Source organism: Streptomyces glaucosporus (genome assembly GCF_039533345.1).
Lineage (GTDB): Bacteria > Actinomycetota > Actinomycetes > Streptomycetales > Streptomycetaceae > Streptomyces > Streptomyces glaucosporus.
In genome coordinates this window covers 205,510-232,260 of record NZ_BAAATJ010000005.1, presented here as the reverse complement: position 1 = coordinate 232,260, position 26,751 = coordinate 205,510, and the positions used below count along the sequence as shown (strand labels likewise).

Below are 26,751 nucleotides of genomic sequence, written 5' to 3'. Positions count from 1 at the left end.
ATGCGCGGGACCGCGGGACCGCGGGGAGGAAGGCCGGGGCGGAGCGGTTGCGGAGGGGTGCCGCGCCGGCGCGGGACGAGCGGGGCGCCGGGACGGGAGCCGGCCCCGCGACGCACCACCGGTACGCCGCGGGGCCGGTTCCGGCCCGCTCTTCCGCGGGCCGTACGGCGGAGGCGGATGGGAATCGAACCCACCTGCCCGAGATCCTCGGGCACCTCGGTTTTGAAGACCGGGAGGGCCACCAGGCACCCTTACGCCTCCATGCCGGACATGCCGGCCCGGACACGGATCATCCAAACCCGCCCCCCGACCGGAGTCAATCTCCCGCCCGGCGTTTCCGGCGGCGCGCACGCGGCAATGTGTGCCGGACGCGTCGGCGAGGAGGGAGCGCGATGTACACCAGGGGCGAGACGGCCGGTCGGGAGGCGTCGCAGGGAAGCGGCGTGAGGCTGACGCGGTACGCGCACGGCGGCGGCTGCGCCTGCAAGATCCCGCCCGGGGAGCTGGAGGAGGCGGTGTCGGGGCTGCTGGGGAGGGTCCCCGCCGACCCGGCGGGCGAACTGCTGGTCGGCCTGGACACCGGCGACGACGCGGCCGCCGTCCGCCTTCCCGGCCCGCGGGGCGGCCCCGCCGTCATCGCCACGGCCGACTTCTTCACACCGGTGGTGGACGACCCGTACCACTGGGGGCGGATCGCCGCCGCCAACGCGCTCTCCGACGTCTACGCCATGGGCGGACGCCCCCTGGTGGCGGTGAACCTGCTGGGCTGGCCGAGGGGGAGGCTGCCGTTCGACCTGGCCCGGGAGGTGCTGCGCGGCGGGCTGGAGGTGGCCGGGCGGGCGGGCTGCCACATCGGCGGCGGGCACAGCGTCGACGACGCGGAGCCCAAGTACGGCATGGCGGTCACCGGGATCGCCGACCCGGAGAGGCTGCTGCGCAACGACGCCGGGCGGCCGGGGCTGCCGCTGTCGCTGACCAAGCCGCTGGGCCTGGGCGTGCTCAACAACCGGCACAAGGCCACCGGCGAGGTCTTTCCGCAGGCCGTGGAGACCATGGCGGCGCTGAACCGGGACGCCTCCGAGGCGGCGGTGGCGGGCGGCGCGCGGTGCGCCACGGACGTCACCGGCTTCGGGCTGCTGGGCCACCTGTACAAGCTGGCCCGCGCCTCGGGGGTGACGGCCGTGGTGGACTCCGCGGCCGTCCCCTACCTGGACGGGGCACGGGAGGCGGTCCGGGACGGCTACGTCAGCGGAGGGACCCGCCGCAACCTCGACTGGACCGCCCCGCACACCGACTTCGGCGCCGCGGACGAGCACACCCGGCTGCTGCTGGCCGACGCCCAGACCTCCGGCGGCCTCCTGGTGGCCGGGGAGGTCCCGGGCGCGCCCGTGATCGGCGAGCTGGTCCCGCCGGGGGAGCACGCCGTGGTGGTCCGCTGAGCCGCCCGCCGTCCCCGCCGCAGCCCCGTCGCCCGAGCCGGAGACGGCAGCGCCCTGGTGCACGGCCGGGTGCGTGGCGCATGCCCGGGGCGGGCGGAGGACGCCGTGCACCGACCCCTGGGACGGCATCCCGACGGCCCGTGACGTTCCGCCCCGCCCGCGGTTGACCGGGGGGAAGTGTCCGGCTCGGCGGAAAGGGCGGATCGTGCGGGTGACGAGCGGAACGGGCGGAACGGGCGGAGGGCCCCTCACGGTGGGCGTGGTGGTCGCGCGCACGGGACGGCTGTCGAAACTGGGGGACCCCCTGGCGTTCGTCATGTCCCTGCTGGAGCCGGAGCTGCGGAGCGTCGTGAACGGCGGGCGGCGCCACGAGGTGCGCCTGGTGAGCCGGGACAGCCGCTCGTGCGCCGGCGGGGCGCGGGAGGCGGTACGGGAACTGGTGAGGGACGAGGACGCGCGGATCGTGCTGACCCTGGCCGGCACGGAGGTGCTCCCGGCCGTCGCCGACACCTGCGAGGAGCTGGGCGTCCCCTGTGTGTCCAGCACTTTTCCCTGGCAGGTCTACTACTACGGGCGGGGAGGGACGCAGCAGCGGCCGTTCCGCTGGACCTACCACTTCTGCTGGGGCCTGGACGACATCGCCGAGACCTTCGCGGACCTGTGGGAGATCGCCGGCGGCCCGGCGCGAACGGTCGGCTGCCTGTGGAACGGCGGTCCTCAGGGCGAATGGTCGCGCCACCCCGAACTGGGCTTCCTGCCGGCGGCCCGGGCACGCGGGCACCGGCTGCTCGACCCGGTCGGCTACCGCGAGCCCGCTTCCGGGTTCGACGAGCACCTGGAGGCGTTCCTGGCCGAGGGCGCGGACATCGTCACCAGCGCGGCCACCGGCAGGGATCTGGCGCTCTTCCGCGAGCGGGCGGCCGAGCGGGGTCTGCGCCCGAAGATGATCACCTGTTCGCGGTGGCTGGCCTACCCGCCCACCACCACCGGCTCGGGGGAGCGGCCGGCCCAGGAGAACGTGGCGACGCTGGTCTACTGGTCCCCCCGCCACCCCTACCGCTCGTCGATCGACGGGACGAGCGCGGCGGAGCTGGCCGAGGCGTACGAGCAGGGCACGGGCCGGCAGTGGCTCCAACCGCTCGGACTGGCCTACGCGTTGTTCGAGGTGGCCGCGCACGCCCTGGCCACGGCGGACGATCCCACGCAGGCGGCATCGGTGGCCGAGGCGCTCGGCCGGACCCGTCTGGAGACCGTCGCCGGGCCGCTCGACTGGACCTCCGGGCCCGTGCCCAACGTCGCCACCGTGCGGCTGTCCGGGGGGCAGTGGCAGCCGGGCCGCAGGCACGGCCAGGAACTCCGCGTCGTGGCCAACCGGAGAGTCGAGGGGCTGCCCGTCGACGGCGATCTCGTGCCGCTCGGCTGACGGGCTCCGCTCCGCGAGGCGGTCGGCTCCGGCCCGGGTGACGGGCCGGAGCCGACCGCCCGCAGCCGCCGGGCGAAACGGGACCGTCCGTTCCTCCCCCGCAAGGAGGAGGCGACACGCGGCGTCCCCGACTCCGGTCGTACACGTGAATGGCCCCGGGCGGGGATGCCGGGGCGCGAGGAAGGTGATGGGGTTGGTACGTGCACAGTCCTCTGTCCTCCCCGGAGCCCGCGGACGCGGATCCGTACGCCGGTGACCTGCTCGGCGCCGAGCTGGTCGCGGCGCTGTCGAGCGCGCGCCGCCGGGCCGGAAGGGACGGCGACCGGCACGTCGACACCGCCCATCTGCTGCACGGCCTGATCGAGTCCGACCCGGCCGTCCGCTCAGCCCTCGGCGGCCCGGTCCGGCTGACGCGGCTGCTGGGTTACCTGGCGCAGCGCAGCATCGGCTACGGGCTGCGCTGGCAGGGCAGGGTGGAGGGCACCGGCGGGGACGCCCCGTCGGCTCCGGCCCCGGGCCCCGGTGGCCGCCGCGGCCCGGCCGGCTGGTCCCCGGCCGCGGTGGCCGCGCTGGAGGGCGCGCTGCGGCGGGCGCGGGAGCGGGGCGGGACACGCGCCGAAGGGACGGACCTGCTGGCGGCTCTGGCCGACGATCCGGGGTGCCGGGCGATGGAGGTGCTGCGCCGCGCGGACGCGGTCCCCGGGGGGTGGGCGCGGACCCGCGCCACCGGCCCCCAATGTCAGGGGCACTGCCGCTGACACTCCTGTCGATTCCTGCCATCATGGCCCGATGCATGCCACGAAGCCGTCGCCGGCCTCCTCCGGGCGGAGCACCGGACTCACCCTCGCCCTGGTGTCGGCCCTCGCCTTCGGGGGCTCCGGGCCCGCGGCGAAGCCACTGATCAACGCGGGTCTCGACCCTTTGCACGTCACCTGGCTGAGGGTCGCGGGGGCCGCCCTGGTCCTGCTGCCGCTCGCCTGGCGGCACCGGGATCTGGTGCGGCGGCGCCCGGCCCTGCTCGCCGGTTTCGGGTTGCTGGCCGTGGCGGGCGTGCAGGCCTGCTACTTCGCGGCGATCTCCCGCATCCCGGTCGGGGTGGCGCTGCTGGTGGAGTACCTGGCGCCCGCGCTGGTGCTGGGCTGGGTGCGCTTCGTCCAGCGCCGGCCGGTGAGCCGGGCGGCGGGGGTCGGCGTGGTCCTCGCCGTCGGCGGACTGGCCTGTGTGGTGGAGATCTGGGCCGGATTCGGGTTCGACCCCGTCGGTTTGCTGCTGGCGCTGGGCGCGGCCTGCTGCCAGGTCGGCTACTTCGTGCTCTCCGACCACGGCACCGCCTCCTCCGGTGGTCCGGCGGCACCCGATCCGCTGGGGGTCATCGCCTACGGACTGCTGTTCGGCGCGCTGGTGCTCACCGCCGTCGCCCGCCCGTGGGAGATGGCGTGGCAGGTGCTCGGCGGACGGGCGGAGATAGGGGGCGCCCAGGTGCCGGCCGTCGCGCTGCTGGCGTGGATCGTGGTGGTGGCGACCGTGACCGCCTATCTGACCGGGGTGATCTCGGTGCGCAGGCTCTCGCCCCAGGTGGCGGGGGTCGTGGCCTGTCTGGAGGCGGTCGTCGCCACCGTGCTGGCGTGGGTGCTCCTCGGCGAACGGCTGTCGGCCGTGCAGGTGCTCGGTGGAGCGGTGGTGCTCGTCGGGGCGTTCATCGCGCAGCGCGCCGCTCCCGCGGCCCCGTCCGCCGGTCCGGTGGCCGGAGGCGGGGCGCCGTCCGGCGCCGGGGGGACCGGGGACGAGGGGACGCGGTTGTCCCGGGACGCGTCCGCCTCGTAGGGTGCGGTCGTGCATTCGACCGTGCTGCCCCCTCCCGCCGCGTAGGGCGGGCCGCCGAGACCGGAGCGCGCCGGGCGTGACCGCCGCCGCGCGAGTCGGCGCTGCCCGCGTACGGGACCACCGATCGCTTCCCGACGTACGCGGAGAACCCACACGTGTCGAAACCTGCTTCCGTCCTTTCCGCACCCTCGGGCGGAATCGATGATTCCGCCTTTCGTTCCGGCGGCCTGTCCACCGGGCGCGGCCTGCTCTGCCTGATCGTCGCCGGGATCGCCTGGGGCACCGCCGGAGCCGCCGCCGCCCTGCTGTACCGCGCCAGTGACCTGGGACCCGTCGCCCTGTCCTTCTGGCGGTACATCGGCGGGATCGCCCTGCTGCTGGCCTTCCTCCCGCTGCGCGCCGCCCGGCGCGGCCGTACCGCCGCCCCGGCCGCACCCGAGCCGCGTCGCCGCCGGGCGGGGCGGATCGCCGCCACCGGGCTGGGGCTGACCCTGTTCCAGACGGCGTACTTCGCGTCCGTCCAGGCCACCGGGCTCGCGGTCGCCACGGTGGTCACCCTCGGCGCCGGGCCGGTGCTGATCGCCGTCGGCGCCCGGCTGACGATGGGCGAGAGACTGGGACGCGGCGGCCTCGCGGCCGTGGCCGGCGCGCTCGCCGGCCTGGCGGTGCTGTGCCTGGGCGGTGACGGGGCGGCGGTACGGCCGCCGGGCGTCGCCCTGGCGCTGCTGTCCGCCTCCGGCTACGCCGCCATCACCCTGCTGACCCGGTGGATGGGCCGGAAGGGCTCCGGTGGCGACGCGTACGCCACGACCACCTGGGCGTTCGGCATCGGCGCGGTGTGCCTGCTGCCGTTCGGCCTGGCAGAGGGGCTGCTGCCGCACACCACCGCCGATCCGCTGCGGGTGGTGCTTCTGCTGGCGTACACGGCCGCGGTGCCGACGGCGCTGGCGTACGCGCTGTACTTCGCCGGAGCGGCGGTCGTCCGGGCCGCCACCGCCTCGGTGATCATGCTCATCGAGCCGGTGAGCGCGGCCGTGATCGCGGTCGCCGTGCTGGGCGAGCGGCTCACCGCGGCGACCGTGCTGGGCACCGCCCTGCTGCTCGCCGCGGTGGCGGGTCTGGCGGTGGCCGAGGCCCGGCCGGGTTCCGGGGGACGGCGGGCGCCGGAACCCGGGGTCTGACCGGCGGGGCGGGCGCGGGCCGGGAGTCCGGCCCGCGCCCGCCCCCTCAGAACGCGGCGAGGTAGCCGGGCACGGCGACGTCCGGGGCCAGGTCGTCGGCGGGGACGAGGGGGCCGAGGACCTGGCGCACCGGCAGCACACCGCTCCAGTGGGGGAGGACGAGGTCCTCCGGATCGTCGTTCGGGCCGCCGGTGCGGACCTTCGCCGAGACCTCCTCCAGGTCCAGGGCGACGACGGCGGTGGCGGCCAGTTCCCGGGCGCTGGGCGGACGCGTGTCGGCCGAGCGGCCGGGGACCGCCTGGTCGACCAGGGCGTCGAGGGCGACGGCCCGCTCGGCCGGGTCGGTCACCTGGCGGGCGGTGCCGTGCACCACCACCGAGCGGTAGTTGACGGAGTGGTGGAAGGCGGAGCGGGCCAGGACCAGGCCGTCCAGATGGGTCACCGTCAGGCACACGGGCAGCCCGGTGTCGGACCGCCCGGCCGCGCGCAGCGGGCGGGAGCCGGTGGAGCCGTGGACGTACAGGCGCTCGCCGACCCGGGCGTAGAGCGTGGGCAGGACGACCGGCGCCCCGTCGCGGACGAAGCCGAGGTGGCAGACGTACCCCGCGTCGAGGATGGCGTGCACCAGTGCGCGGTCGTATGCGGCGCGATCGCGGCCCCGGGTCGGAACCGTGCGCTGGGTCGGGGCGTACTCGCTCTCCGGGGCGGTGGCGGACATGCGCTCACTCCTTGTGTCTTCCGGCTGTGCCTTCGGCCGACCGGTCTGCCGACTTGCTCGCGGGTTTTGTTCTAGTGCATAGTTTATTTTGTGCTAGGAGAGTATCGGATCGCTGGGCGGCGCGCAGCCGAAATCGCCGCCGACGTGGAACGCGCGGTGGGATCGGGGGAGTTGGAGCCGGGGCAACCCCTGCCGCCGGTGAGGGAGTTGGCGGCCGACCTGGGGGTGAACCCCAACACGGTCGCGGCCGCCTACCGGATGCTGCGCGAACGAGGCGTGGTCGAGACGGCCGGACGGCGCGGCACCCGGGTGAGGCCCCGCCCGGCCAGCACCCCCCGCGAGGCGATCCGGGTCGAGGCCCCTCCGGGCGTGCGCGACATCTCCGAGGGCAACCCGGACCCCGCGCTGCTGCCGCCGCTGCGCGACGCCCTCACCACCGCCGCGGACCGCCACGAGAAGGCCCCGACGCTCTACGGCGCCCCCGCCGTCAGCGAGGACCTGGCCCGGCTCGCCCGCGCCGCGTTCGACGCGGACGGCGTCCCCGCCGGTCCCGTCGCCGTCACCTCCGGCTCCCTGGACGCCATCGAGCGGGCGCTGATGGCACACCTCAAACCGGGGGACGCGGTCGCCGTGGAGGACCCGGGCTGGGGAAGCCTGCTGGACCTCCTTCCGGCGCTGGGCCTGAGAACGCTGCCGGTCGCCCTCGACGACGACGGCCCGCTGCCGGACGCGGTGGAGCGGACGCTGCGGCAGGGCGCACGGGCCCTGGTCGTCACCGACCGGGCGCAGAACCCCACCGGCGCCGCCGTCACCGCCGAACGCGCCCGGGACCTGCGCCGGGTGCTGGCCGGGCACCCCGCCGTGCTGCTGATCGAGGACGACCACGGGCACGGCATCGTCGACGTCCCCCTGCATCCGCTGGCGGCCCCGGACGCCCCCGTGGACCACTGGGTGCTGGTGCGTTCCACGGCCAAGGCGTACGGCCCCGACCTGCGGCTGGCCGTGCTGACCGGCGACACCGTCACCGTCGACCGGGTGGGCGGGCGGCAGAGGCTCGGCCCCGGCTGGGTCAGCCACCTCCTCCAGCACACCGTCGCCGCGCTGTGGGAGAGCCGCGCGGTGGATCCGGCCGAGACCGCCCGCTCCTACGGGCGGCGCCGCGACGCGCTCCTCGCCGCGCTCGCCGAGCGCGGGGTGGCGGCACACGGGCGCAGCGGGATGAACGTGTGGGTGCCGGTCCCCGACGAGACCGGCGCGGTGGCCGGGCTGCTGCGCGCCGGATGGGCCGTCGCCCCCGGAGCGCGTTTCCGGATCGCCTCGCCGCCCGGTGTCCGGCTGACCGTCTCGGACCTGGCCGCGCACGAGATCGGGCCGGTCGCCGACGCGGTGGCGTCGGCGATCCGGCCCTCCGGTGCGCGGCGGTACGGCTGAACGCCGGCGGCTATGCCTCCGTCCGCCGCCGCGGCCGGCTCTGGGTGAGCGCCGCGCCGGCGAGCACGATCAGGGCGCCGACGGGAGTGTTCCAGGTCAGCCGCTCGTCCAGCAGCAGCACGCCGGCCGAGGTGGAGATCACGGGGAGGAAGTAGGTGACGAGGGTGGCCGTGGTCGGCCCCACCTCGGCCACCATCCCGTACTGCAGGAGGAAGGCCACCCCGGTGCCCAGCGCGCCCAGTGCCGCGACCGCCAGCAGCGGCACGACGGGGAACGACGTCGGGAAGGAGGTGAACAGCGGCGTGACCACCGCCAGTTGGGCCGTGCCCAGCATGAGCTGGGAGGTGGACATCGCCAGGTTCGAACCGCCGGCGTTCGCCAGCGTGCGCCGGACGTAGGCCCAGCCGACCGCGTAGCTGGCCGAGGCCACCAGAGCCATGACCGTGCCCCCGGCGTCCTGGCCGGCGAAGCCCTGCCAGGCGCCGAGCACGATCAGCACTCCGGCGAAACCGATGCCGAGCCCCGCGACGCTGCGCCTCGTCGGCCGGTCGTCGGAGAGGGCGGCCAGGGAGAGCACCATGCTCCACAGCGGGGTGGTGGCGTTGCAGATGCCCGCCAGCGTGGAGGAGATGGTCAGCTCGGCGTAGGCGAAGAGCGTGAACGGCAGCACGTTCAGCAGGAACGCGGCTACCGCCAGGTGCCCCCAGGTCCGCGCGCCCCGCGGCAGCCGCTCGCGCCGCAGCAGCAGGACCGCGCCGAGGACGGCCGTGCCGAACACCACACGGCCCAGGGTGACCTGGAGCGGGGCGTAGCCCTGGGTGCCGACCTTGATCAGCAGGAAGCTGAAGCCCCAGATCAGGCAGAGGGCGGCGAAACGGATCCGCCAGTCGACGGCGGGACGGCGGCGGGCGGTCGGCGGGCCGGAGGGGACGGGGCCCGCGGGTCTGCCGGAGGGGCCGGGGCCCGGTGCGCCGCGGAGAGGAGCGGTAGTGGACATGGGTCAACGATCCCGCCGACGACGGTTAAGGACAAGCGAGATTTCATGGAGGGAACCGCTTAGCATCGCTTACATGTTGAATCTGGACCGGCTCCGTATCCTCCACGCCGTCGCCCGCCACGGCTCGGTGAGCGGCGCGGCCGAGGGCCTCCACGTCACCACCTCGGCCGTCTCCCAGCAGATGGCGAAGCTGGAGCGTGAGACCGGTCAGCAGCTCCTGGCCAGGAACGGCCGCGGCGTCCGGCTCACCGACGCCGGGCGCCTGCTCGCCGAGCACGCCCGGCGGATCCTCTCCCAGCTCGAACTCGCCGAGGCGGACCTGGAGGCCCACCGGGGCCGGGCCGTCGGCGAACTGCTGCTGGGCGCCTTCCCGACCGCCGCCCGCGGCCTGTTCCCCGCCGTCCTGGCGGCCCTGCGCGCCGACCACCCCCAACTCCGCGTCCGACTCCAGGAGATGGAGCCCGACACGGCCGTACCGCGGTTGGTGCGGGGGGACATCGACCTCGCGGTCGTCCTCGACTGGTACAACCGCCCGCTCTCCCTGCCCGCCGGGCTGGCCAAGGAGCCGCTCCTGGACGATCCGGCCGATGTGGCGATGCCCGCCGGCCATCCCCGCGCGGGCACCGGACCGGTGGAACTGGCGGACTTCGCCGACGACGAGTGGATCTCCTGGCCCGACGGCGAGTTCTGCCACGACTGGCTGCTGTTCACCCTGCGCGGCCAGGGAATCGAGCCCAAGGTCCGCCACACGGCCGGGGAGCACCACACCCAGCTCGCCCTGGTCGGCGCGGGACTCGGGGTGGCCGTGGCGCCCCGGCTCGGCCGCGGTCCGGTGCCGGACGGGGTCGCGGTCGCTCCCGTCCGGCACACGATGAAGCGGCACGTCTACGCGGTCTGGCGCGAGGACGCCGACCGCAGGCCGTCCATCCGGGCGGTGGTGGAGGCGCTGCGCGGGGCCGCGGGCGCCGTCTCCGGCTGAAGACCCGGGGGCGCCTGTGGACGCGCCTCGGACCCGGTGCGGGAGGCGGTCAGCGGAACTCGGTCACCGGCGAGAACGCCGCGCACTTCGGCGCCACCTCGCAACTGACCGCCGAACGCGCCGGGGCATCGGCCGAGGGCCGCAGCCACGGGCCGTACACCGTGTTCAGACCGGCGACACCACCGCTCTGCGCCACCACGCGGAACTCGAACTCCCCGGCGCCGGCCGGGCATTCCGCGTACGCGACCGTGCCGCCGGCCACCCCGGTCACGCAGTCGGCGGGACCGGCCGCCGCCGAGGGCGCCAGTGCCACGCCGGTGACCGCCGGCAGGAACACGGCGACGGCCGGCACCGCGGCCCGTACGGTACGCCTCATGTCTTCTCCCTCTCCGTCCGTCTCCGCCGGGACAGGTCCGCCCGACAGCATGCGGGCCGTCGGCGCGGCAGGGAACCGTCCCGGCGTCCTCCGGCCGGAAAGCGCGCCCCAAGCCGTGTCGAACCCGCCGTTCGACACGGCTTCGGGCACGGAGGCGAGCTGCCCCGGCGGGCCGGCCGGAAAGGCGGGAGGCCGGCCGGCGCGGTCACTTCCCGCGGCCGCCGCTCTGCAGATGGAGCGCGCGCAGGGCCGCCTCCAGGGCGAAGCGGCGGTCGGGGTCGGCGAGGCGGTCGCCGAGGCGGGTCTCCAGGTTCCGCAGGCGGTAGCGGACGGTCTGGGCGTGGACGCCCAGCGTCTCGCCGACCTGCTCCGCGGGCGCCCGGGTGGAGATGTGGACGCGCAGGGTCTCCACGAGCCGGTCGCGGCGGCTGGGGGGCAGCGCGTCGAGCGGGGCCAGCTCCCTCGCCGCGAGCTGGGACACCAGGGGCGGATCGGACAGCAGCCAGAGGGTCACCAGGTGGTCCTCGCAGCGGACCACGGGCGCGTCGGCCACGACGCCCTCGTCGATCAGCTGGAGCGTGCGGCGCGCCCAGCGGATGGAGTCGGCGGCCTGGGTCGGCGGAACGGTCAGTCCCACCACGGCGCGGGTTCCGTCCAGGGCGGCGTGGAGCATCGCCAGGCGCTCCGGGGTCGGCTCGCCGGGGATCAGCAGGTGCGGCTGCGGGACGTCCAGGTCCGCGAGGACGTCGCCGGCCAGCCCGGCCTCCAGGTGCCCGGGCACCGGTGGGCGCAGGGCGACCATGGTGACGTCCGCCGGCAGCCGCCAGGCGGCCGCCTCGCAGAGTCCGGCCAGCGCCCCGGGCAGCGGCGGGGCGGCGAGGATGAGGTGGAGCAGCCGTCTGCGCTGCGCGGACACCTCGGAGGAGGACCGCGACTGCACCTCGACATAGCCCTCGCGGGAGATCGCCTCCAGTTCCTCGACGTAGCTGAACAGGGCGTCGGCGAAGGCGAGGATGAGGGCGGGGGAGAGCCGGTACTGCCGGCCCACGGCCTTGGCCCGGCGCAGCGCGACGCGGGCGCCGAGCCGGTAGGCCCCCTGGAGGACGTCCAGTTCGCGGCCCTCGTACGCCTCGACGCGGCCGAACTTGCGCAGCAGTTCGTCGCGGAGCACGGAGTTCCTGCCGGGGTCGGCGACGCGGTCCACGAAGGCGGACACGGCCTGCTCGATGCCCTGGCGGATGGCGTCCGCGTTCGGCCCGTCGAGCAGACGCCCGTAGACGGGGTAGGCTCGGGTGACCTCGACGCGTATCTCCTCCATGAGCCCGGGTAACTCCGGTCTCATGACGGCCGCGAACTCCTTCGGGAGGGGGTCGAGGGGTTCACCGATCCCTGACGGCTGCGTGGTGGATGGCATGAGTGGTCGTCCCTTGCTCCTCGAAGCGCCCGGCGGGCCGGCCGCGTGCCCCCGCCCGGTGCGAGGCGGCACGTGACCGGCCGTCAGGTCCTGCACGACTGAGCTGCCGAAGCTAGAACAACTTCCGTGGAAGGTACACAGTCCGTGCGCGCTTCGATACGGCGGGACGTGGCGGAAGCGCCGGGACGGCCGGGAATCGCCGCTGCGCGGCCACTACTTGACGGCGGAGTGCCAGTTCCGCGACAGGATCCGGCCCGCGTCGGGCGCCACGGTGCCGGGGGCCGTCAGGCCGGCGAGGTAGGTCTCGGTGTCGTTGAGGGTGAGGCTGTTGTTCCCGGACGGGGAGGGAAGCCCGGTCTTGAGGTTGACCGCGGCGTCGATCACGCCGAGCAGGCCCAGCCCGCAGCCGCTGGCCCCGGGCACCGCGAACTCGCTGTCGTTCTGGGTCGCCCCGGTGAGATTGATGCGGCTCATCTCGCCGTCCTCGGCGAGGGTGCCGTCCCCCTTGAAGAACGACATCCCGAACTCGGGGTAGTCGAGGTTCCTGGGACGCAGGACGATCGGATCGGACTTGGAACCGATGTAGCACTTGCTGCCCAGGAACGGGTTCTCCAGGTGGATGCGGACCGGTATGGCGACGATCGGCTGGTCGGTGAGGATGCCGGCGGTCTGGTCGAAGTCGCGGGGCGCGCCCACGGACTCCACGGTGGCCGTGATCTTGTTGAGGTCGCTGTTGGCGAGCTGCTCGCAGATCGCCGTCACCACGGGCACCTTGCTCGGGCACATCAGTCCCAGCAGGCCGCCGGGGACGGTCGCGGAGTCGGCGATGATCGCGCCGGCGGGCGGGGCCACGACGGTGCTGGTGCCGTCGGAGTTCTGGACGATCCCCATCTGGAGGTTGGTCCTGCCCGTCACCACGGTGGTCTTGCCCAGCTTGATGGAGCCGCTCGGGGAGACGGAGACGACGCACTGCGGGGTCTGGGCCAGGCCGTCCGCGGCCAGCATGGCCGGCGCGTCCACGGGACAGCGGGTGAAGGGCGCCCACTCGCCGCCCGGCTGTGCGGTCGCGGCGGTCGCGGTGCCCATGGAGGCGAGGGCGCCGAGCGCGGTGGCGGCGGCGGTGACGGTGGTGGCGAGTCTCGCGCGGCGGGGGAACCGGTTCATGGGGGTGGCCTTCCGTGAGGGGACTGGTCGAGGGGGAGGGTCAGCGTTCGGGGACGGGGATCTTGAGGGGCTGCCGGTCCGGGGTGCACTCGTCCGGGTTCACTTCCTCGGCGGCGGCGAAGCAGGTCTGGCCCTGTATCTGCTTGACGTAGTTGCCGGGGCCGGAGACGGAGGCCGTGAGCAGGCGGTCGAGGTCCTCGCCGTCGGCGCCGCAGCCGGTGAAGGCCGGGATGGTGACCTCGCCGGTCAGGGGCCCGCCGGACAGGAGCAGGTAGCCGGTGGCCGGCTCGCCGAGGTTCTGCTCGCCCCTGCCGTGGAGCACCAGATGGTCGCCGGGGTGCTTGCCGGGGTCCGGTTCCGGTGAGGAGAGGGGCTTCTCGGTCCGGCAGTCCGGACCGACGTCCAGCGGCGTTCCGTTGACCTTCAGCGAGGTCACCCGCAGTACCAGCGGTACGCGGACGTAGGTGTCCGTGCTGGTGAACACGAAGTCGGTGGAGCCGGCGGAGTCGATGGTCAGCGGGCCGGTCTGCTCCAGCACCATGGTGGCCGTCGTGGGCGTGAAGCCGAAGGTCAGGAAGGTGGCCTCGAAGGGCGGCGTCTGCTTGCGGCCCCGGTAGTGGAGGTCGCCGCCGGAGTGCTGCGTGATGGTGGCCCCGCTGAAGTCCGGATAGAACTCGAACTGCGGCTCCCCCTGCTCGATCAGGGTGCAGAACGGCGGGATCAGCACGGCGCCCTTGAGTTTCCTGACGTTCGAGTAGCCGGTGATGTACGCGTTCAGCGACATCGGCCCGGCCGGGTACTGCTCGTCGTACTTGCACGGCGGCACGTCGCGGGCGGCGCCGGGAGCGCCCGGCGCGGTCCCGGCCACCTTCGGGGCCCGGTCGCGCCGCCGGCCCTCCGGCCTCCCGTCCCCCTCTTCCGGCGTGCCGGAGGAGGGGGAGGCGGACGGCGTTCCGCTCGGCGCGTCCGTACCGCCGGCCGCCTCCGGGCCGACGGGTACGGCGGCCAGCCGGCCGGCGTCCGCGGCGTGATCGGCGAGGGCGCAGTCGACGGTGAGCGCGGCGGAACCGGTGGCGGCGCCGTCCGCGGCGGCCGGCTCCAGGTCGACGACGAGGTCCCCGGCGGAGAACGTGAGTTCGCCCGTGCTCCGCCCGGTCACCGAGGGAACGTCCCCCGTCGTGGTCAGCGTCAGGGGCCCGGACGGGGGGAGGGCGACGGGCTGCGCGCTGCCGCGCCACGTCGCCTCCGCCGTGGCGCCGTTCTGCGCCACGCCGATGCCGAGCCGGGTCGCCGGCCGGACGCCGGCCGCTCCCATCTCCTTGAGGTCCGCCACCGCCTGCGCCGGGAACTCCACGGAGGTGGAGACGTCCGAGGGCCGGACCGCCTCTCCGGCCGCCGCCCGTCCGGGGAAGACGGCCGAGATCCGCACCGTCGCCGAGTGCCGCCCCGAGGGCAGGGAGCAGACGTAGGGGAGGGCGGTGTCGATCTCCCGGGAGCCGGTGGCGGCGGCCGTGGTGGGGAGGGTGGCGGCCAGTACGGTGAACGCGGTGATCGTCGCGCGCCGGGCGCGGACCGCCGGCCGGGGGGCGGTGCGGGGACCTCTCATCTGCTGCTCCGCTCGGGTCGTTCGGGCGTCCGGGGACGGCGAGGGCCGGGTGCGGGCCGGGCCGCGTGCGCCCGGCCGGGGGTGCCGGCCGGACGCACGCGAGCCCTTCGCGGATTACGGGTTGGAGCCGACGATCTTCGGGATGGTGCCGGTGCCCGCCACCTTCACCGCGTAGTTGCCCCTGAAGGTGGGCTTGGTCGCGGTGGTGACGACCGTGCCGCAGCCGGAGGCCGAGGTGACCTTGAGGTCGCCGGACACGCTGCTGACCGCCAGGATGCCGGTGGAGTTGGTGTAGGTGGCGGAGGCCTTGCCCTCCACGGTGAACACGCAGGCCCCGGCGGTCACCTTCGCCTTGACGTTGCCGACGTACCCCTTGGTGACGCCGGTCGAGGCGGTGTAGTCCTGCGCGACGACCGTCCAGGGAGTGGTCGCGATGGTCGTGACGTTGCCCAGGACGCTGGTGCACGGCGAGGTGCTGGTGCCGAAGTTGATGGCGCTGATGGAGGCGACCGTCGCGGGGTTGCCGGTGGCGCTCTGCATCGTGCCCGACGCCGACGACGTCGTGCACGTCATCGGGATGTTGGCGGTCAGCACGATGTTCCCGCTGTTGGTCGCCGCGAAGTTGGCGGGCGACGGGGTGACGGTCCACACGGTGGAGGGCACCGCGGAGGCGGGGGCGACGGTCATGCCGAACGCGGCCGCACCCGCGCCCGCCATGACGGCCATTCTTCTGATCGATTTCTTCATGGCTCTGGAACTCTCCTCTGGGGTCGACCGGCGCAGGAAGGCCGTGTCCGGACTTACGGAGGGGGGAGGACGGACGGCCCGCGGATCGGGAAAGTCCGACCGCGGACAACGACGTTACTTGCGGGAAACTTGGTCGAACAATGCCGCCGTCCATGGTTCTTCGCGATGAGGAAAAACAATCGGCCGCCGAGTGAGCAGTCCGCGGCGCGTTTTAGTCACCCGCTGCTAAGGCGGACTCCGCCGGCCCGGTGCGCGCCGGGCCCGGCAGGAGTCTTGGACCGTACTCCCCGGGGCCCTGCCGGGCCGCTTCCTGCTCACGTCCCGACAAGTCCGGAGCGGCTTTTTATCGGCGCGCTGACAAGTTTCCGGCGACCGGGCCGGATCCTGCGAAAACCTCGGAATCCGCTCTTGCCTTCCGAGGTTACCCGGTCGTAACGTGCCGGGCACGGCGCTGACCTCCAGGTGGGTGCTCCCGCAGGGGGGAGGCGCGTTGGAAGGATCTCCGGCCCCGCTCCCCTTACGGGCCGGAGACGCGCCGGCGGAGCCGCGCCGCCCCCTCCCCCAGGAGGGCGCGACCCCGCCCCGTACTCGGAAGACAGGTGCCGGACCACTCCTTGTCCGCGCGGTGACAAAGAGCGGGGCGGCGAGAGGAAATCGGCGTCCCGTCCGTTGTCGACGAACCGTGCACCGGGCTGACGCGTACTCCGCGGTGCGCGCCGGACTCATATCCTTCTGGAGGTGATATGGGAATCGAAGTGGTGGTCGAGGGCCTGACCAAATCCTTTGGGAAACAGAAGGTCTGGCGGGATGTGACCCTCACTCTTCCGGCCGGGGAGATCAGCGTCATGCTCGGCCCGTCCGGCACCGGAAAGACCGTTTTCCTGAAGTCGCTCATAGGGCTGCTCAAACCGGAGCACGGCCGTGTCCTCGTCGACGGGGTGGACATGGTGAACAGCCCGGAGCGCGATGTCTACGAGGCCCGGAAGCTCTTCGGGCTCATGTTCCAGGACGGCGCCCTCTTCGGCTCCATGTCGCTCTTCGACAACATCGCCTTCCCGCTGCGCGAGCACACCCGCAAGAAGGAGTCCGAGATCCGCCGCATCGTCATGGAGCGGATCGAGGTCGTCGGCCTGCTGGGCGCCGAGGACAAGCTGCCCGGGGAGATCAGCGGCGGCATGCGCAAACGGGCCGGCCTGGCCCGGGCCCTCGTCCTGGACCCGCAGATCATCCTGTGCGACGAACCGGACTCCGGACTCGACCCCGTCCGCACCGCCTACCTCTCCCAGCTGCTGATCGACCTGAACGCGCAGATCGACGCGACGATGCTGATCGTCACCCACAACCTCGACATCGCCGCCACGGTCCCCGACAACATGGGCATGCTCTTCCGCCGGGAGCTGGTCACCTTCGGCCCGCGCGAGGTGCTGCTCACCAGCGAGGAGCCCGTCGTGGCCCAGTTCCTCTCCGGCCGGCGCGAGGGCCCGATCGGCATGTCGGAGGAGAAGGACGCCGCCACCCTCGCGGCCGAAGCCGCCGGCCCGCGCCCCGCGGGGGCGGACGGGCCCCGCGAGGTCGTCCCGCAACTGGAGCCGTCCCCCGGCCTCCCGCCGCGCCGGGCCGCCGCCCGCCGCCGGGAGAGGGTCCTGGGCATGCTCGACCGGCTGCCTCCCGCCGCCCGCACGGCCATCGAGCGCACCTACGCGGCCGGCGCCGCCGCACCCACCCTGCCGATGCCCGCCGCCGGGAGCGGCACATGATCACCGGCGCACTGCGGCAGACCGGGCGGCTCTTCGCGCTCGCCGTCGAGGTCGGCCGCGCGGTCTTCAGACGGCCCTTCCAGTTCCGGGAGTTCGTCGAGCAGTTCTGGTTCATCGCCAGCGTCACCATCCTGCCCGCCGCTCTCGTCTCGATCCCGTTCGGCGCCGTGATCGCCCTCCAGGTCGGCTCGCTCACCCGGCAGCTGGGCGCCCAGTCGTTCACCGGCGGCGCCAGCGTCCTCGCCGTCGTGCAGCAGGCCAGCCCGCTCATCGTCGCGCTGCTGATCGCCGGCGCCGCCGGCTCCGCGATCTGCGCCGACCTCGGCTCCCGCAAGATCCGAGAGGAGCTGGACGCGATGGAGGTCATGGGCGTCTCGCCCGTGCAGCGCCTGGTCGTGCCCCGGGTCCTGGCCGCCATGGGCGTGGCCGTCCTGCTCAACGGCCTGGTCTCCGCGGTCGGCGTCCTCGGCGGCTACTTCTTCAACGTCTTCCTGCAGGACGGCACCCCCGGCGCCTACCTGTCCAGCTTCTCCGCCCTCGCCCAGCTGCCCGACCTCTACATCAGCGAACTGAAGGCCCTGGTCTTCGGATTCATCGCGGGCATCGTCGCGGCCCACCGCGGCCTGAACCCGCGCGGCGGCCCCAAGGGCGTCGGCGACGCCGTCAACCAGTCCGTCGTCATCACCTTCCTCCTGCTGTTCTTCGTCAACATGGTGATGACGGGCATCTACCTCCAACTCGTCCCGCCGAAGGGAGGCTGAGGCAGATGGCCCCCCTGCTCCTCTGGCTCGACCGCTCCGGCGACCAGCTCCTGTTCTACGCCCGCTCCCTGTTCTGGATCCCGCGCACCCTCCACCGCTACTCCAAGGAGGTGCAGCGGCTGCTCGCCGAGGTCGCCTTCGGCAGCGGCGGCCTCGGCGTCATCGGCGGCACCATCGGCGTGATGATCGCGATGACGCTGTTCACCGGGACCGTCGTCGGGCTCCAGGGGCACGCCGCCCTGGACCAGATCGGCACCGCCGCGTTCACCGGGTTCGTCTCCGCCTACTTCAACACCCGCGAGATCGCCCCGCTCGTCGCGGGACTGGCCCTGTCCGCGACCGTCGGCGCCGGCTTCACCGCCCAGCTCGGCGCGATGCGCGTCAACGAGGAGGTCGACGCCCTCGAGGGCATGGGCATCCGCTCCCTGCCCTACCTGGTCACCACCCGCATCATCGCCGGCGTCGTCGCCATCGTCCCGCTCTACGCGATCGGACTGCTCTCCTCCTACCTGGCGTCCCGCTCCGTGACGGTCCTGTTCAACGGCCAGTCCAAGGGCACGTACGACCACTACTTCAACCTGTTCCTGTCGCCCACGGACGTCCTGCTCTCCGTGCTGAAGGTGCTGATCTTCAGCGTGATGGTGATCGTCGCCCACTGCTACCACGGCTACCGCGCCACCGGAGGCCCGGCCGGTGTCGGCGTCGCCGTGGGCCGCTCGGTGCGCAACGCGATCGTGCTGATCAGCGTCACCGACTTCTTCCTGTCGCTCGCCCTGTGGGGCGCCACCACGACCGTGAAGGTGGCGGGTTAGATGAACGGCACCCGAGGCGCGACGCTGCGCCGCCGACTCGCGGGAGTGGTGTTCCTGGTGGCGCCCGTCCTGCTGGCGTGGCTGGCCGTCGCCGTCTACGACAAGAGGTTCACCGACTCCGTCCCGGTCGTGGTGGAGACCGGCAGCGTCGGCAACGAGATGCACGTGGGCGCCGAGGTGAAACTGCGCGGCGTCGTCGTCGGCGAGGTCCGCGCCATCGACGCCACCGGCGACGGCGCCCGGCTCACCCTCGCCCTGCGGCCCGGCACGGCGGCCCGCATACCGGCCGACGTGCGCGCGCAGATGCTGCCGACCACCCTGTTCGGGGAGCGGTTCGTGGCCCTCGTCCCGCCCGCGCGCCCCTCCGGACGGACGCTGGCCCCCGGGGCCGTCATCCCGCAGGACCGCTCCGCCAACGCCGTCGAACTGCAGCAGGTCCTCGACAACGTGCTGCCGATGCTCACCGCGGTCCAGCCGCAGAAGCTCTCCGCCACCCTGTCCGCGGTCTCCCGGGCGCTGGAGGGGCGCGGCGACCGGCTCGGCGACACCCTCGGCCGGCTCGACGCCCACCTGCGCGAGTTCAACCCCCACCTGCCCGCCCTCAACCGCGACCTGAAAGAACTCGTGAAGGTCAGCCACGTCTACGCCGACGCCGCACCCGAGATCGTCACGGCGCTCACCGACTTCACCACCACCAGCGGCACCCTGGCCGAGAAGGAGGGCGAACTGGCCGTCGCCCTCGGCGCCACCACGAGGACGGCCGAGGACACGACCGCCTTCCTGAGGCAGAACAAGGACAACATCATCCGGCTCGCCGCGGCCTCCCGGCCCACCCTGGAACTGCTCGCCGAGTACTCCCCCTCCTTCCCCTGCACCCTGCGCACCCTCGCCGAGTTCGTCCCGGCCATGGACGAGGCGCTCGGCAAGGGAACCGGCCGGCCGGGCCTGCGGGTCGACGTCACCACCGTGCCCTCCCGCGGCGCCTACCTGCCCGGCCGGGACGCCCCCTCCTACGACGCCGGGGGCGGACCCCGCTGCCACCCCGTGCCCTATCCCGGCGTCCGCGCCGAGCCGGCCGCGCAGGTGCCCGCGGCGGCGGAGCAGGACCTCGGGCCGGCCAACTCCCCGCAGGAGAACGACCTCGTCAACGAACTGCTCGCCCCGGCCGCCGGCAGGCACCCCGCCGACCTGCCGGAGTGGAGCAGCCTCCTCGCCGGACCCGCCCTGCGCGGTACGGAGGTGACCCTGCGATGACCTCCCGGCACACCCGGGGCCGCCCGCCGACCGGGCCCCTGCTGAAGTCCCTCGCCTTCCTGCTGGTGACCGCGCTGGCCACGACCGTGCTCGGCCTGAGCGTCGCGAACACCGGGGTCGGCGACGACACCGTGGCCTACAAGGCTCTGTTCACCGACGTCACCGGGCTTGCCGAGGGCGACAGCGTGCGCATCTCCGGGGTCGAGGTCGGCGAGGTCACCGACATCCGCGTCGTCGACCGGCGCGTCGCGCAGGTCACCTTCACCGTCCGCGACGACCGCGCCCTGCCCCGGTCGACGACGGCGGCCGTGAAGTACCTCGACATGGTGGGGCAGCGTTATGTGGCCCTCGGCCGCGGCAGTGGAGACCTCGCCGGCACCCTCGGCGGCGGCGAGACCATCCCGCTGGACCGCACCACCCCCGCGCTGGACCTGACCCTCCTCTTCAACGGCTTCAAACCGCTGTTCGAAGGGCTTTCCCCGAAGGACGTCAACGAACTCGCGGGCTCCATCGTGCAGGTGCTCCAGGGCGAGGGCGGCACCGTCGACAGCCTCCTGCGGCACATCGGTTCGCTCAGCACGACGATCGCCGCCAGGGACGAGGTCCTCGGCGAGGTCGTGAAGAACCTCGACACCGTCCTGACCACCTTCAACGACCGCGAGGCCGAGTTCGACGACCTCGTCGACACGCTCCGGGAACTCGTCACCGGCTTCAACGAGGACCGCGAGCCCCTGGGCAGGGCCGTCACCGCCATGGGGGACCTGACCACCGTGACCGCCGACCTCCTCGACGAGGGGCGCGAACCCCTCGAACAGGACATCCGCGAACTGGGCCGGCTCTCGGACAACCTCGGCGACGCCACCCCGCGGATCGAGGACTTCCTCGACCGGACACCCGCCAAGATGACCGCCCTGGCCCGCCTGTCCTCGTACGGATCCTGGTTCAACCTCTACCTCTGCGAGGCCCGCGTGAGCGGAGTGAGCACATCCGACGGCTCCCGGCCGCCGACCGGCATCGCGGTCACCGAGGCGAGGTGCGGCGCATGAGCCCGCTGCCGAGACCCGCCCGCCGCGACGAGGACGCCGCCGGCGTCCGCCGGTTCCGCCCGCCGCGCCCGAAGCCGGTCAAGGAGCGCGACCCGGTCGCCGTGGCGCTCGTCGGCCTGCTCCTGCTGGCCCTGCTCACCGCCTTGGCCTACAACGCCGGACGGCTGCCCCTGGTGGGCGGCGGCACGGCCTACAGCGCCGACTTCTCCGAGGCCGCCGGGCTCGAGGAGGGCGACGAGGTGCGCATCGCCGGCGTCAAGGTCGGCGAGGTCACCGGTGTCGCGCTCGACGGCGACCGGGTGAGGGTCGACTTCGAGGTCGAGGACGCCTGGATCGGCGACCGGACCACGGCGGCCATCGCCATCAGGACGCTGCTGGGTGAGAAGTACGTCGCCCTCGACCCGCTGGGGTCGGCCCGGCAGGACCCCGGCCGCCGCATCCCGCTGACCCGCACCACCTCGCCGTACGACGTGACGCAGGCGTTCCAGGACCTCGGCAGCACCGCCGGCGCCCTCGACACCCGGAAGCTCGCCGAGAGCTTCGAGGCGATCTCGGACACCTTCCGGGACTCGCCGCCGCACGTGCGGAAGGCCGCCACCGGCCTGTCCGACCTGTCGAAGTCCGTCTCCAAACGAGATCGCGAGCTGTCCAGGCTGCTCAGGAGCAGCGCGCGGTTCACCCGGACGCTGGAGGGCAAGAAGTCCGGCTTCGAGGCCCTCATCGAGGACGGCGGCTCCCTGCTCGGCGAGCTGCGGGAGCGCCGTGACGCCATCAGGGCCCTGCTGAGGGGCAGCCGCGACCTCGGCACCGAACTGAGCGGCCTGGTGAAGGACAACGAGAAGCGGCTGGGGCCCACCCTCAGGGCGCTGAGCCGCGTCACCTCGGTCCTGGAGAGGAACACCACGCAGCTCGACCGGACGCTGGCGCTCGCCGGACCCTACTACCGCCTCCTCGGCAACACCCTCGGCAGCGGCCGCTGGTTCGACAGCTACCTGTGCGGGGTGGTGCCCCGCGACTACCTGCCCGCGCAGTCCCGGCCCAAGACCGGGTGCATGCCGCCGAAGCAGCCGGCGGCGGCCCGGGGAAGCGGTGAGCGATGACCAAGCGCAGAAGACTCCTCGCGGCCGCGATCGCCCTCGCCGTGGTCGCCGCCGGACTGGCCACGGTGCGCGCCCTGGACTCCGGCGGCATCCGCCTGACCGCCTACTTCGACCGTGCCGTCGGCGTCTACGCCGGCTCCGACCTGCGCATCCTGGGGGTCCGGGTCGGCACGGTGGAGTCGGTACGGCCGCAGGGCACCCGGGTCCGGGTGGAACTCGCCCTCGACGAGGGCGTACGGGTGCCACGGGAGGCGCGGGCCGTGGTGGTCGCCCCCAGCGTCGTCGCCGACCGCTACGTGCAGCTCACCCCGGCCTACCGGTCCGGTCCCGCCCTCGCCGACGGCGCCGTGCTGCCTGCCTCCCGCAACCGCACCCCCGTCGAGATCGACCAGCTCTACGACGCGGTCGCCGACCTCGGCGAGGCGCTCGGTCCCGACGGGGCCAACTCCTCGGGCGCCCTGTCCGACCTGCTGGAGACCGGCGCCGCCAACCTCGACGGGAACGGCGAGGCCATCGGCGACAGCGTCGAGCAGTTCGGCAAGGCGGCCAGGACCCTCGACGGCTCCAGCGACGACCTGTTCGCCACCCTCGCCGCCCTGCAGTCCTTCACCACCATGCTGAAGGACAGGGACGCCGACGTGCGCACGGCCCAGGAGCGCCTGGACACGGTCGTCGGATTCTTCGCCGACAACAGGGACGACCTGGCCGGCGCGCTCGACGAACTCGGCACGGCCCTCGGCCGGGTGAAGACGTTCATCAGGGACAACCGGGGCGAGCTGAAGAAGAACACCGAACGTCTGGTGCCGATCACCCAGACCCTGGTACGGCAGCGCGCCTCGCTCGCCGAGGCACTGGACGTGGCGCCGCTGGCCGCCGGCAACGTCGTCGGCGCCTACGACACCGGCACCGGGATGCTCCACGGCCGGGCCAACCTCAACGAGATCAGCATGGGCGGTCCGCTGCTGCCCCTGCCGGCCACGGGAGGCTCCTCGGCCCCGGGGGAGGGGAAGCGGTGAAACGCGGAGCACTCACCACCGGCAGGGCCGCGGGCGCCGGACTCCTCGCTCTCGGTCTGGGCTTCGCCCTGGCGCTCGGCGCGTTCTCCGCCACCGCCCCGCGCTTCGACGGCATCGAGGACCTGCCGCTGCCCGGCGGCGCCGACCTCGGCTCCCACCCCTACACCGTCACCGCCGAACTCGACGACGCCCTCAGCCTCGTCCCGCAGGCCGCGGTCAAGGTCAACGACGTCGCCGTGGGCCGGGTCACGGACATCCGGCTCGACGGCGACGACTGGTCGGCCCGCGTCACCATGAGGATCAACGGCGACGTACGGCTGCCCGCCGACACCGGCGCCCGCCTGGAGCAGTCCAGCCTGCTCGGCGAGAAGTACATCCAGCTCGTCGCCCCGGACGAGCCGGACGCCGCCGGACGGCTCGGCGACGGCAGTGTCATCCCGCTGTCCCGCACCGGCCGCAACACCGAGGTCGAGGAGGTGTTCGGCGCCCTGTCCCTGCTGCTCAACGGCGGCGGCGTCAACCAGCTCAAGACCATCACCCGGGAACTGAACAAGGCCCTCGGCGGACGCGAACCCGAGGTCCGCTCGATGCTTCGACGGGTCGACAGGCTGGTGACGAACCTCGACGAGCACCGCGGCGACATCACCGACGCCCTCGACGGCGTCAACCGGCTCGCCGCCACGCTCGCCGGCCGCAGGAGCGACGTGCGGACCGTCCTCACCGACCTCTCGCCGGGGCTGAGGACCCTCCACGAGCAGCGCGGCTCACTGCTGACCATGCTGCGCTCCCTGGACACGCTCTCCGACGTCGCCGTCTCCACCGTCAACGCGAGCAAGGACGACATGGTCGCCGACCTCAAGGCCATCGCCCCCACCCTGAAGGCGCTCGCGGACGCGGGCGCCGACCTGCCCGACTCCCTCCAGGTGCTGCTGACCTACCCGTTCACCGACGAGGTCCTGAACGGCGTGAAGGGCGACTACCTCAACGTGTACCTGACCATGACCGCCGCCCCCGGCACCCGGGTGATCCCGCCGCTGGTGCCGCGGGACGGCCCCCCGCCCTCCTCGTCATCGTCCTCGTCCTCCGTCCCGCCCGGGACGGAGCCCGACGCCGCCCGGAAGCGGCCGGGCGAGGGGACGGGAACCGGATCCTCCCCGTCGGCGCCGCTGCCGCTGCCCTCCGTGCCGGCGCCGTCCGCGGACGGGGGTGAGCCGAGGTGATCACCCTCGCCGTACGCCTGAAGAACCTCGTGTTCCTCGTCGTCGCCGTCCTCGTCCTCGGCTTCGTCGGCATCCGCTACGCGGACCTCGGCCGGTACGTCGGCATCGCCGACCACTACACCGTGAGCGTCGAACTCCCGCGCACGGGAGGGCTGTTCACCCACTCCGACGTCACCTACCGGGGCGTGTCGGTCGGCCGGGTCGGCTCGATCGACCTCACCGAGGACGGAGTCGTCGCCCACCTGCGCATCAAGAAGTCCGCCCCCCGCATCCCCGCCGACACCCGGGCGGTGGTGGCCGGGCTGTCGGCGGTCGGCGAGCAGTACATCGACCTGCGGCCCGAGAGCGACAGCGGCCCCTACCTCGCCCAGGGCTCCCGGATCGAACAGTCCGACACCCAGGTCCCCAGACCCGTCACCGACGTCCTCACCAGCGTCAACGACCTCACCGCCTCCGTGCCGACGGAGGAGCTGCGCACGGTCGTCGACGAGTTCGGCAAGGCGTTCGAAGGCCACGGCGACGACCTCCAGGCGCTGCTGGACAGCGGCAGCGCCTTCATCGAGGCCGCCGACCGCGCCCTGCCGTCGACCACCCGGCTGATCGACGACGGCGAGACCGTACTGCGCACCCAGGCCGAGGAGGCGGAGGCCATCCGCGGCTTCGCCGACGGCGCCGAGAAGCTCGCCCGCACCCTCAAGGGCTCAGACGCCGACCTGCGCCGGCTGCTCACCGTCACCCCCGGGGCCGCCACCCAGGTCAGCGGCCTCCTGCAGGACCTGGACCCCAGCCTGGGCGTGGTCCTCGCCAACCTGCTCACCACCTCCGAGGTCGCCGTCACCCGGCAGCGCGGCATGGAGGAACTCCTCGTGAAGTACCCGGCGGCCGTCTCCGCCGGCGCCACCGCCGTCGAGGGAGGAACGATGAAGCTCGGTCTGGCCGTCACCTTCTTCAAGCCCCTGCCCTGCACCGCCGGATACGGCGGCACCCGCTACCGCAACGGACTCGACCTCGGCACCGCCCCCGCCCTCAACACCGGAGCCTCCTGCACCGCCCCGGCCGCGAGCGGGGTCAACGTGCGGGGCTCCGCCAACGCCCCCCGGGGCGGCGCGGTGCCCGAACCGGCCCGGCCGGGCTCCCTGCCCCCGGCCGGCGCCACGCCGTCCACGGCCGCGGACTCCGCACGCCTGCCGGGCGCGCTCGCGCTGCCGGGCACGGGCGGCGGGGCGCCGCCGGACCTGGCGGGGCTCCTCGGGGCGCACCCGGAGGACGGCCGGTGAGGCGGGCCCGCGTCCTCGCCGGGGCGGGACTGGTCCTGGCGCTGGGGTTCTGCGGCGCGGGAGCGTGGACCTACGCGCAGGCACGGGGCGACGACTCGCTCGCCTACGGCCGCGCACGCGACGAGGCGCTGGCCGACGGGCGCGCCGCCCTGGCCGTGCTCACCACGCTCGACGCCTCCTCCCGCGAGGACGCGCGGGCGGGCATCCGGGCCTGGCGCGCCGCCTCGACCGGCCCGCTGCGGGACGAACTGGGCCGCACCGGCCCCAGGGCGGGCGCGTCGGCGCGGGGCACGGTCACGGAGGCCGCCGTCACCGCCCTCGACGTACGGGCCGGCACGGCCAAGCTCATCGCGACCGTGAGCGTGGAGGTCACGCCCGCCGGGGCGAAGACGTCCACCTCGGACCGCAAACGCCTGGAGGCGGTCCTGGCCCGCACCGGCGAGGACGAGTGGAAGGTCAAGGCGCTGAGCGCGGTACCGCTCGCGCGGACGGCGGAGGAGGGCGGCCGATGACGCGGATACCGGGCGTCCGGCGACCGTCCCGCTCCGCCGGCCCGCCGGCCGGGGACCCGCGGGCAGGGGATCCGCCGGAGCGGGACGGCCGCGCCGGGGAGGCCGGACCCGGCGTGCCCGGCGCGCCGGACGGGGAAGCCGCGGAAGCCGCGGAGGACACGGCGGGCGCCGGCCGCCCGCCGCGCCGCCGGCTGCGGCGGGCCGTCCCGGCGGCGGGCGCCGCGGCACTCGTCCTCGCCGGCTGCGGCTTCTTCCACGCCGCCCACGAGCTGGACTCCGCGCCGTCGGCGCGGAACCGCGCGCTGACCGACGCCGGGGCCACCGCACGCGTCGCCGGGGACGTCGGCAGCGCCCTCGCCCGGATCTTCTCGTACACGCCGGACGGCCTGGGGGCCACCGAGCGCTCCGCGCGCTCCGTCCTCGCCGGCCGGGCGGAGCGCCAGTACACCGAGCTGATCGGGCGGATCCGCGAGGACCTCGTCGAGCAGCGCGTCACCCTGAGCACCCAGGCCGTGCGCACCGGGGTGATCGAACTCAACAGCGACAGCGCCCGCCTGCTGGTCTTCCTCGACCAGATCTCCCGCCGCGGCAAGGACGGGGCCACCGCCGCGGCGGCCCAGCTCACGGTCACCGCGCGATGGGAGGAGGACCGGTGGCGGATCGTCGACATCAAGACCCGCTGAACGCACCCGGAAGA

The 26,751-nt window shown here is 74.0% G+C and carries 25 protein-coding genes and 1 tRNA gene; 18 read left to right on the top strand and 8 right to left on the bottom strand.

From position 1 onward, the window contains the following. Nucleotides 1–168: 168 nt before the first annotated feature. Nucleotides 169–261, bottom strand: a tRNA-Sec gene (locus ABD358_RS08945). Nucleotides 262–392: 131 nt separating this feature from the next. On the opposite strand from ABD358_RS08945, the gene selD reads away from it, so the two are divergent. The 5 genes from selD (at nt 393) to ABD358_RS08920 (ending at nt 5,867) form a co-directional block, all read left to right on the top strand. Then, a complete protein-coding gene (gene selD, locus ABD358_RS08940) occupies nt 393–1,439 on the top strand; it encodes a selenide, water dikinase SelD (protein ID WP_344630331.1) in 1,047 nt (348 codons plus the stop codon). 205 nt (nt 1,440–1,644) lie between these two features. Further along, nucleotides 1,645–2,862, top strand: coding sequence for an ABC transporter substrate-binding protein (locus ABD358_RS08935; protein ID WP_344630330.1), 1,218 nt, complete (start codon nt 1,645–1,647; stop codon nt 2,860–2,862). A 200-nt stretch (nt 2,863–3,062) separates the two neighbouring features. Then, the gene (locus ABD358_RS08930) at nt 3,063–3,620 is read left to right on the top strand and encodes a Clp protease N-terminal domain-containing protein (RefSeq protein WP_425576277.1); all 558 of its coding nucleotides are present in this window, start codon (nt 3,063–3,065) and stop codon (nt 3,618–3,620) included. Between the two features lie 31 nt (nt 3,621–3,651). After that, nucleotides 3,652–4,686, top strand: coding sequence for an EamA family transporter (locus ABD358_RS08925; protein WP_344630329.1), 1,035 nt, complete (start codon nt 3,652–3,654; stop codon nt 4,684–4,686). 197 nt (nt 4,687–4,883) lie between these two features. Further along, complete coding sequence (locus tag ABD358_RS08920; protein ID WP_425576282.1) at nt 4,884–5,867, top strand: DMT family transporter; 984 nt, start codon at nt 4,884–4,886, stop codon at nt 5,865–5,867. 46 nt (nt 5,868–5,913) lie between these two features. Here the strand turns inward: ABD358_RS08920 and ABD358_RS08915 are convergent, their stop codons facing one another. Next, on the bottom strand, nt 5,914–6,585 hold the full coding sequence (locus tag ABD358_RS08915; protein WP_344630328.1) for a pyridoxamine 5'-phosphate oxidase family protein: 672 nt from the start codon (nt 6,583–6,585) through the stop codon (nt 5,914–5,916). Nucleotides 6,586–6,675: 90 nt separating this feature from the next. Here ABD358_RS08915 and ABD358_RS08910 point away from each other — a divergent pair, with 90 nt between their 5' ends. Next, on the top strand, nt 6,676–8,016 hold the full coding sequence (locus ABD358_RS08910) for an aminotransferase class I/II-fold pyridoxal phosphate-dependent enzyme (protein WP_344630327.1): 1,341 nt from the start codon (nt 6,676–6,678) through the stop codon (nt 8,014–8,016). A gap of 10 nt (nt 8,017–8,026) precedes the next feature. Here ABD358_RS08910 and ABD358_RS08905 read toward each other — a convergent pair whose 3' ends face one another. Beyond that, nucleotides 8,027–9,013 (bottom strand): DMT family transporter, encoded by a 987-nt coding sequence (locus tag ABD358_RS08905; protein ID WP_344630326.1) that lies wholly within the window; start codon nt 9,011–9,013, stop codon nt 8,027–8,029. Between the two features lie 73 nt (nt 9,014–9,086). On the opposite strand from ABD358_RS08905, the gene ABD358_RS08900 reads away from it, so the two are divergent. Next, entirely contained in the window at nt 9,087–9,992 is a 906-nt protein-coding gene (locus ABD358_RS08900) for a LysR family transcriptional regulator (RefSeq protein WP_344630325.1), read from the top strand. Nucleotides 9,993–10,041: 49 nt separating this feature from the next. On the opposite strand, the gene ABD358_RS08895 is transcribed toward ABD358_RS08900, so the two are convergent. The 5 genes from ABD358_RS08895 to ABD358_RS08875 all read right to left on the bottom strand — a co-directional run bounded on the left by ABD358_RS08895 (nt 10,042) and on the right by ABD358_RS08875 (nt 15,299). Continuing rightward, entirely contained in the window at nt 10,042–10,368 is a 327-nt protein-coding gene (locus tag ABD358_RS08895; protein ID WP_344630324.1) for a hypothetical protein, read from the bottom strand. Nucleotides 10,369–10,573: 205 nt separating this feature from the next. Next, a complete protein-coding gene (locus ABD358_RS08890) occupies nt 10,574–11,782 on the bottom strand; it encodes a PucR-like N-terminal domain-containing protein (RefSeq protein WP_344630323.1) in 1,209 nt (402 codons plus the stop codon). A gap of 213 nt (nt 11,783–11,995) precedes the next feature. Next, on the bottom strand, nt 11,996–12,946 hold the full coding sequence (locus tag ABD358_RS08885; protein ID WP_344630322.1) for a hypothetical protein: 951 nt from the start codon (nt 12,944–12,946) through the stop codon (nt 11,996–11,998). Nucleotides 12,947–12,986: 40 nt separating this feature from the next. Continuing rightward, the gene (locus ABD358_RS08880) at nt 12,987–14,552 is read right to left on the bottom strand and encodes a DUF6801 domain-containing protein (RefSeq protein ID WP_344630321.1); all 1,566 of its coding nucleotides are present in this window, start codon (nt 14,550–14,552) and stop codon (nt 12,987–12,989) included. A 114-nt stretch (nt 14,553–14,666) separates the two neighbouring features. After that, nucleotides 14,667–15,299, bottom strand: coding sequence for a hypothetical protein (locus tag ABD358_RS08875; protein WP_344630320.1), 633 nt, complete (start codon nt 15,297–15,299; stop codon nt 14,667–14,669). A 743-nt stretch (nt 15,300–16,042) separates the two neighbouring features. On the opposite strand from ABD358_RS08875, the gene ABD358_RS08870 reads away from it, so the two are divergent. From ABD358_RS08870 to ABD358_RS08820, 11 genes are read left to right on the top strand one after another with little or no spacing between them, the layout of a single operon-like run. Continuing rightward, nucleotides 16,043–17,056, top strand: coding sequence for an ABC transporter ATP-binding protein (locus ABD358_RS08870; protein WP_344630319.1), 1,014 nt, complete (start codon nt 16,043–16,045; stop codon nt 17,054–17,056). Further along, nucleotides 17,053–17,817: an MlaE family ABC transporter permease gene (locus ABD358_RS08865; protein WP_344630318.1), complete on the top strand. Its 765-nt coding sequence runs from the start codon at nt 17,053–17,055 to the stop codon at nt 17,815–17,817. The genes ABD358_RS08870 and ABD358_RS08865 overlap by 4 nt, the downstream gene beginning before the upstream one ends. Before the next feature lie 5 nt (nt 17,818–17,822). Then, nucleotides 17,823–18,629: an MlaE family ABC transporter permease gene (locus ABD358_RS08860; protein ID WP_344630317.1), complete on the top strand. Its 807-nt coding sequence runs from the start codon at nt 17,823–17,825 to the stop codon at nt 18,627–18,629. Beyond that, complete coding sequence (locus ABD358_RS08855; protein WP_344630316.1) at nt 18,630–19,883, top strand: MCE family protein; 1,254 nt, start codon at nt 18,630–18,632, stop codon at nt 19,881–19,883. It abuts the gene before it with no gap. Further along, nucleotides 19,880–20,929: an MCE family protein gene (locus ABD358_RS08850; protein WP_344630315.1), complete on the top strand. Its 1,050-nt coding sequence runs from the start codon at nt 19,880–19,882 to the stop codon at nt 20,927–20,929. Before ABD358_RS08855 ends, ABD358_RS08850 begins: the two co-directional genes overlap by 4 nt. Beyond that, a complete protein-coding gene (locus ABD358_RS08845; RefSeq protein ID WP_344630314.1) occupies nt 20,926–22,029 on the top strand; it encodes an MCE family protein in 1,104 nt (367 codons plus the stop codon). The genes ABD358_RS08850 and ABD358_RS08845 overlap by 4 nt, the downstream gene beginning before the upstream one ends. Further along, nucleotides 22,026–23,045 (top strand): MCE family protein, encoded by a 1,020-nt coding sequence (locus ABD358_RS08840; protein WP_344630313.1) that lies wholly within the window; start codon nt 22,026–22,028, stop codon nt 23,043–23,045. The genes ABD358_RS08845 and ABD358_RS08840 overlap by 4 nt, the downstream gene beginning before the upstream one ends. Further along, nucleotides 23,042–24,265 carry an MCE family protein gene (locus ABD358_RS08835; RefSeq protein WP_344630312.1) on the top strand — a complete coding sequence of 408 codons (1,224 nt, stop codon included), beginning with the start codon at nt 23,042–23,044 and terminating at the stop codon, nt 24,263–24,265. The genes ABD358_RS08840 and ABD358_RS08835 overlap by 4 nt, the downstream gene beginning before the upstream one ends. Continuing rightward, nucleotides 24,262–25,542, top strand: a complete 1,281-nt coding sequence (locus tag ABD358_RS08830; protein WP_344630311.1) for an MCE family protein — start codon at nt 24,262–24,264, stop codon at nt 25,540–25,542. The genes ABD358_RS08835 and ABD358_RS08830 overlap by 4 nt, the downstream gene beginning before the upstream one ends. Next, the gene (locus ABD358_RS08825) at nt 25,539–26,054 is read left to right on the top strand and encodes a hypothetical protein (RefSeq protein WP_344630310.1); all 516 of its coding nucleotides are present in this window, start codon (nt 25,539–25,541) and stop codon (nt 26,052–26,054) included. The genes ABD358_RS08830 and ABD358_RS08825 overlap by 4 nt, the downstream gene beginning before the upstream one ends. Beyond that, a complete protein-coding gene (locus ABD358_RS08820; RefSeq protein ID WP_344630309.1) occupies nt 26,051–26,737 on the top strand; it encodes a hypothetical protein in 687 nt (228 codons plus the stop codon). The genes ABD358_RS08825 and ABD358_RS08820 overlap by 4 nt, the downstream gene beginning before the upstream one ends. Nucleotides 26,738–26,751: the final 14 nt, after the last annotated feature.

Bases quoted from the DNA above. Each gene is read 5' to 3' on its own strand.
- selD (WP_344630331.1), top strand. From the start codon at position 393: ATGTACACCAGGGGCGAGACGGCCGGTCGGGAGGCGTCGCAGGGAAGC.
- ABD358_RS08925 (WP_344630329.1), top strand. From the start codon at position 3,652: ATGCATGCCACGAAGCCGTCGCCGGCCTCCTCCGGGCGGAGCACCGGA.
- ABD358_RS08915 (WP_344630328.1), bottom strand. From the start codon at position 6,585: ATGTCCGCCACCGCCCCGGAGAGCGAGTACGCCCCGACCCAGCGCACG.
- ABD358_RS08905 (WP_344630326.1), bottom strand. From the start codon at position 9,013: ATGTCCACTACCGCTCCTCTCCGCGGCGCACCGGGCCCCGGCCCCTCC.
- ABD358_RS08900 (WP_344630325.1), top strand. From the start codon at position 9,087: ATGTTGAATCTGGACCGGCTCCGTATCCTCCACGCCGTCGCCCGCCAC.
- ABD358_RS08895 (WP_344630324.1), bottom strand. From the start codon at position 10,368: ATGAGGCGTACCGTACGGGCCGCGGTGCCGGCCGTCGCCGTGTTCCTG.
- ABD358_RS08890 (WP_344630323.1), bottom strand. From the start codon at position 11,782: ATGCCATCCACCACGCAGCCGTCAGGGATCGGTGAACCCCTCGACCCC.
- ABD358_RS08885 (WP_344630322.1), bottom strand. From the start codon at position 12,946: ATGAACCGGTTCCCCCGCCGCGCGAGACTCGCCACCACCGTCACCGCC.
- ABD358_RS08880 (WP_344630321.1), bottom strand. From the start codon at position 14,552: ATGAGAGGTCCCCGCACCGCCCCCCGGCCGGCGGTCCGCGCCCGGCGC.
- ABD358_RS08875 (WP_344630320.1), bottom strand. From the start codon at position 15,299: ATGAAGAAATCGATCAGAAGAATGGCCGTCATGGCGGGCGCGGGTGCG.
- ABD358_RS08870 (WP_344630319.1), top strand. From the start codon at position 16,043: ATGGGAATCGAAGTGGTGGTCGAGGGCCTGACCAAATCCTTTGGGAAA.
- ABD358_RS08865 (WP_344630318.1), top strand. From the start codon at position 17,053: ATGATCACCGGCGCACTGCGGCAGACCGGGCGGCTCTTCGCGCTCGCC.
- ABD358_RS08860 (WP_344630317.1), top strand. From the start codon at position 17,823: ATGGCCCCCCTGCTCCTCTGGCTCGACCGCTCCGGCGACCAGCTCCTG.
- ABD358_RS08855 (WP_344630316.1), top strand. From the start codon at position 18,630: ATGAACGGCACCCGAGGCGCGACGCTGCGCCGCCGACTCGCGGGAGTG.
- ABD358_RS08850 (WP_344630315.1), top strand. From the start codon at position 19,880: ATGACCTCCCGGCACACCCGGGGCCGCCCGCCGACCGGGCCCCTGCTG.
- ABD358_RS08845 (WP_344630314.1), top strand. From the start codon at position 20,926: ATGAGCCCGCTGCCGAGACCCGCCCGCCGCGACGAGGACGCCGCCGGC.
- ABD358_RS08840 (WP_344630313.1), top strand. From the start codon at position 22,026: ATGACCAAGCGCAGAAGACTCCTCGCGGCCGCGATCGCCCTCGCCGTG.
- ABD358_RS08820 (WP_344630309.1), top strand. From the start codon at position 26,051: ATGACGCGGATACCGGGCGTCCGGCGACCGTCCCGCTCCGCCGGCCCG.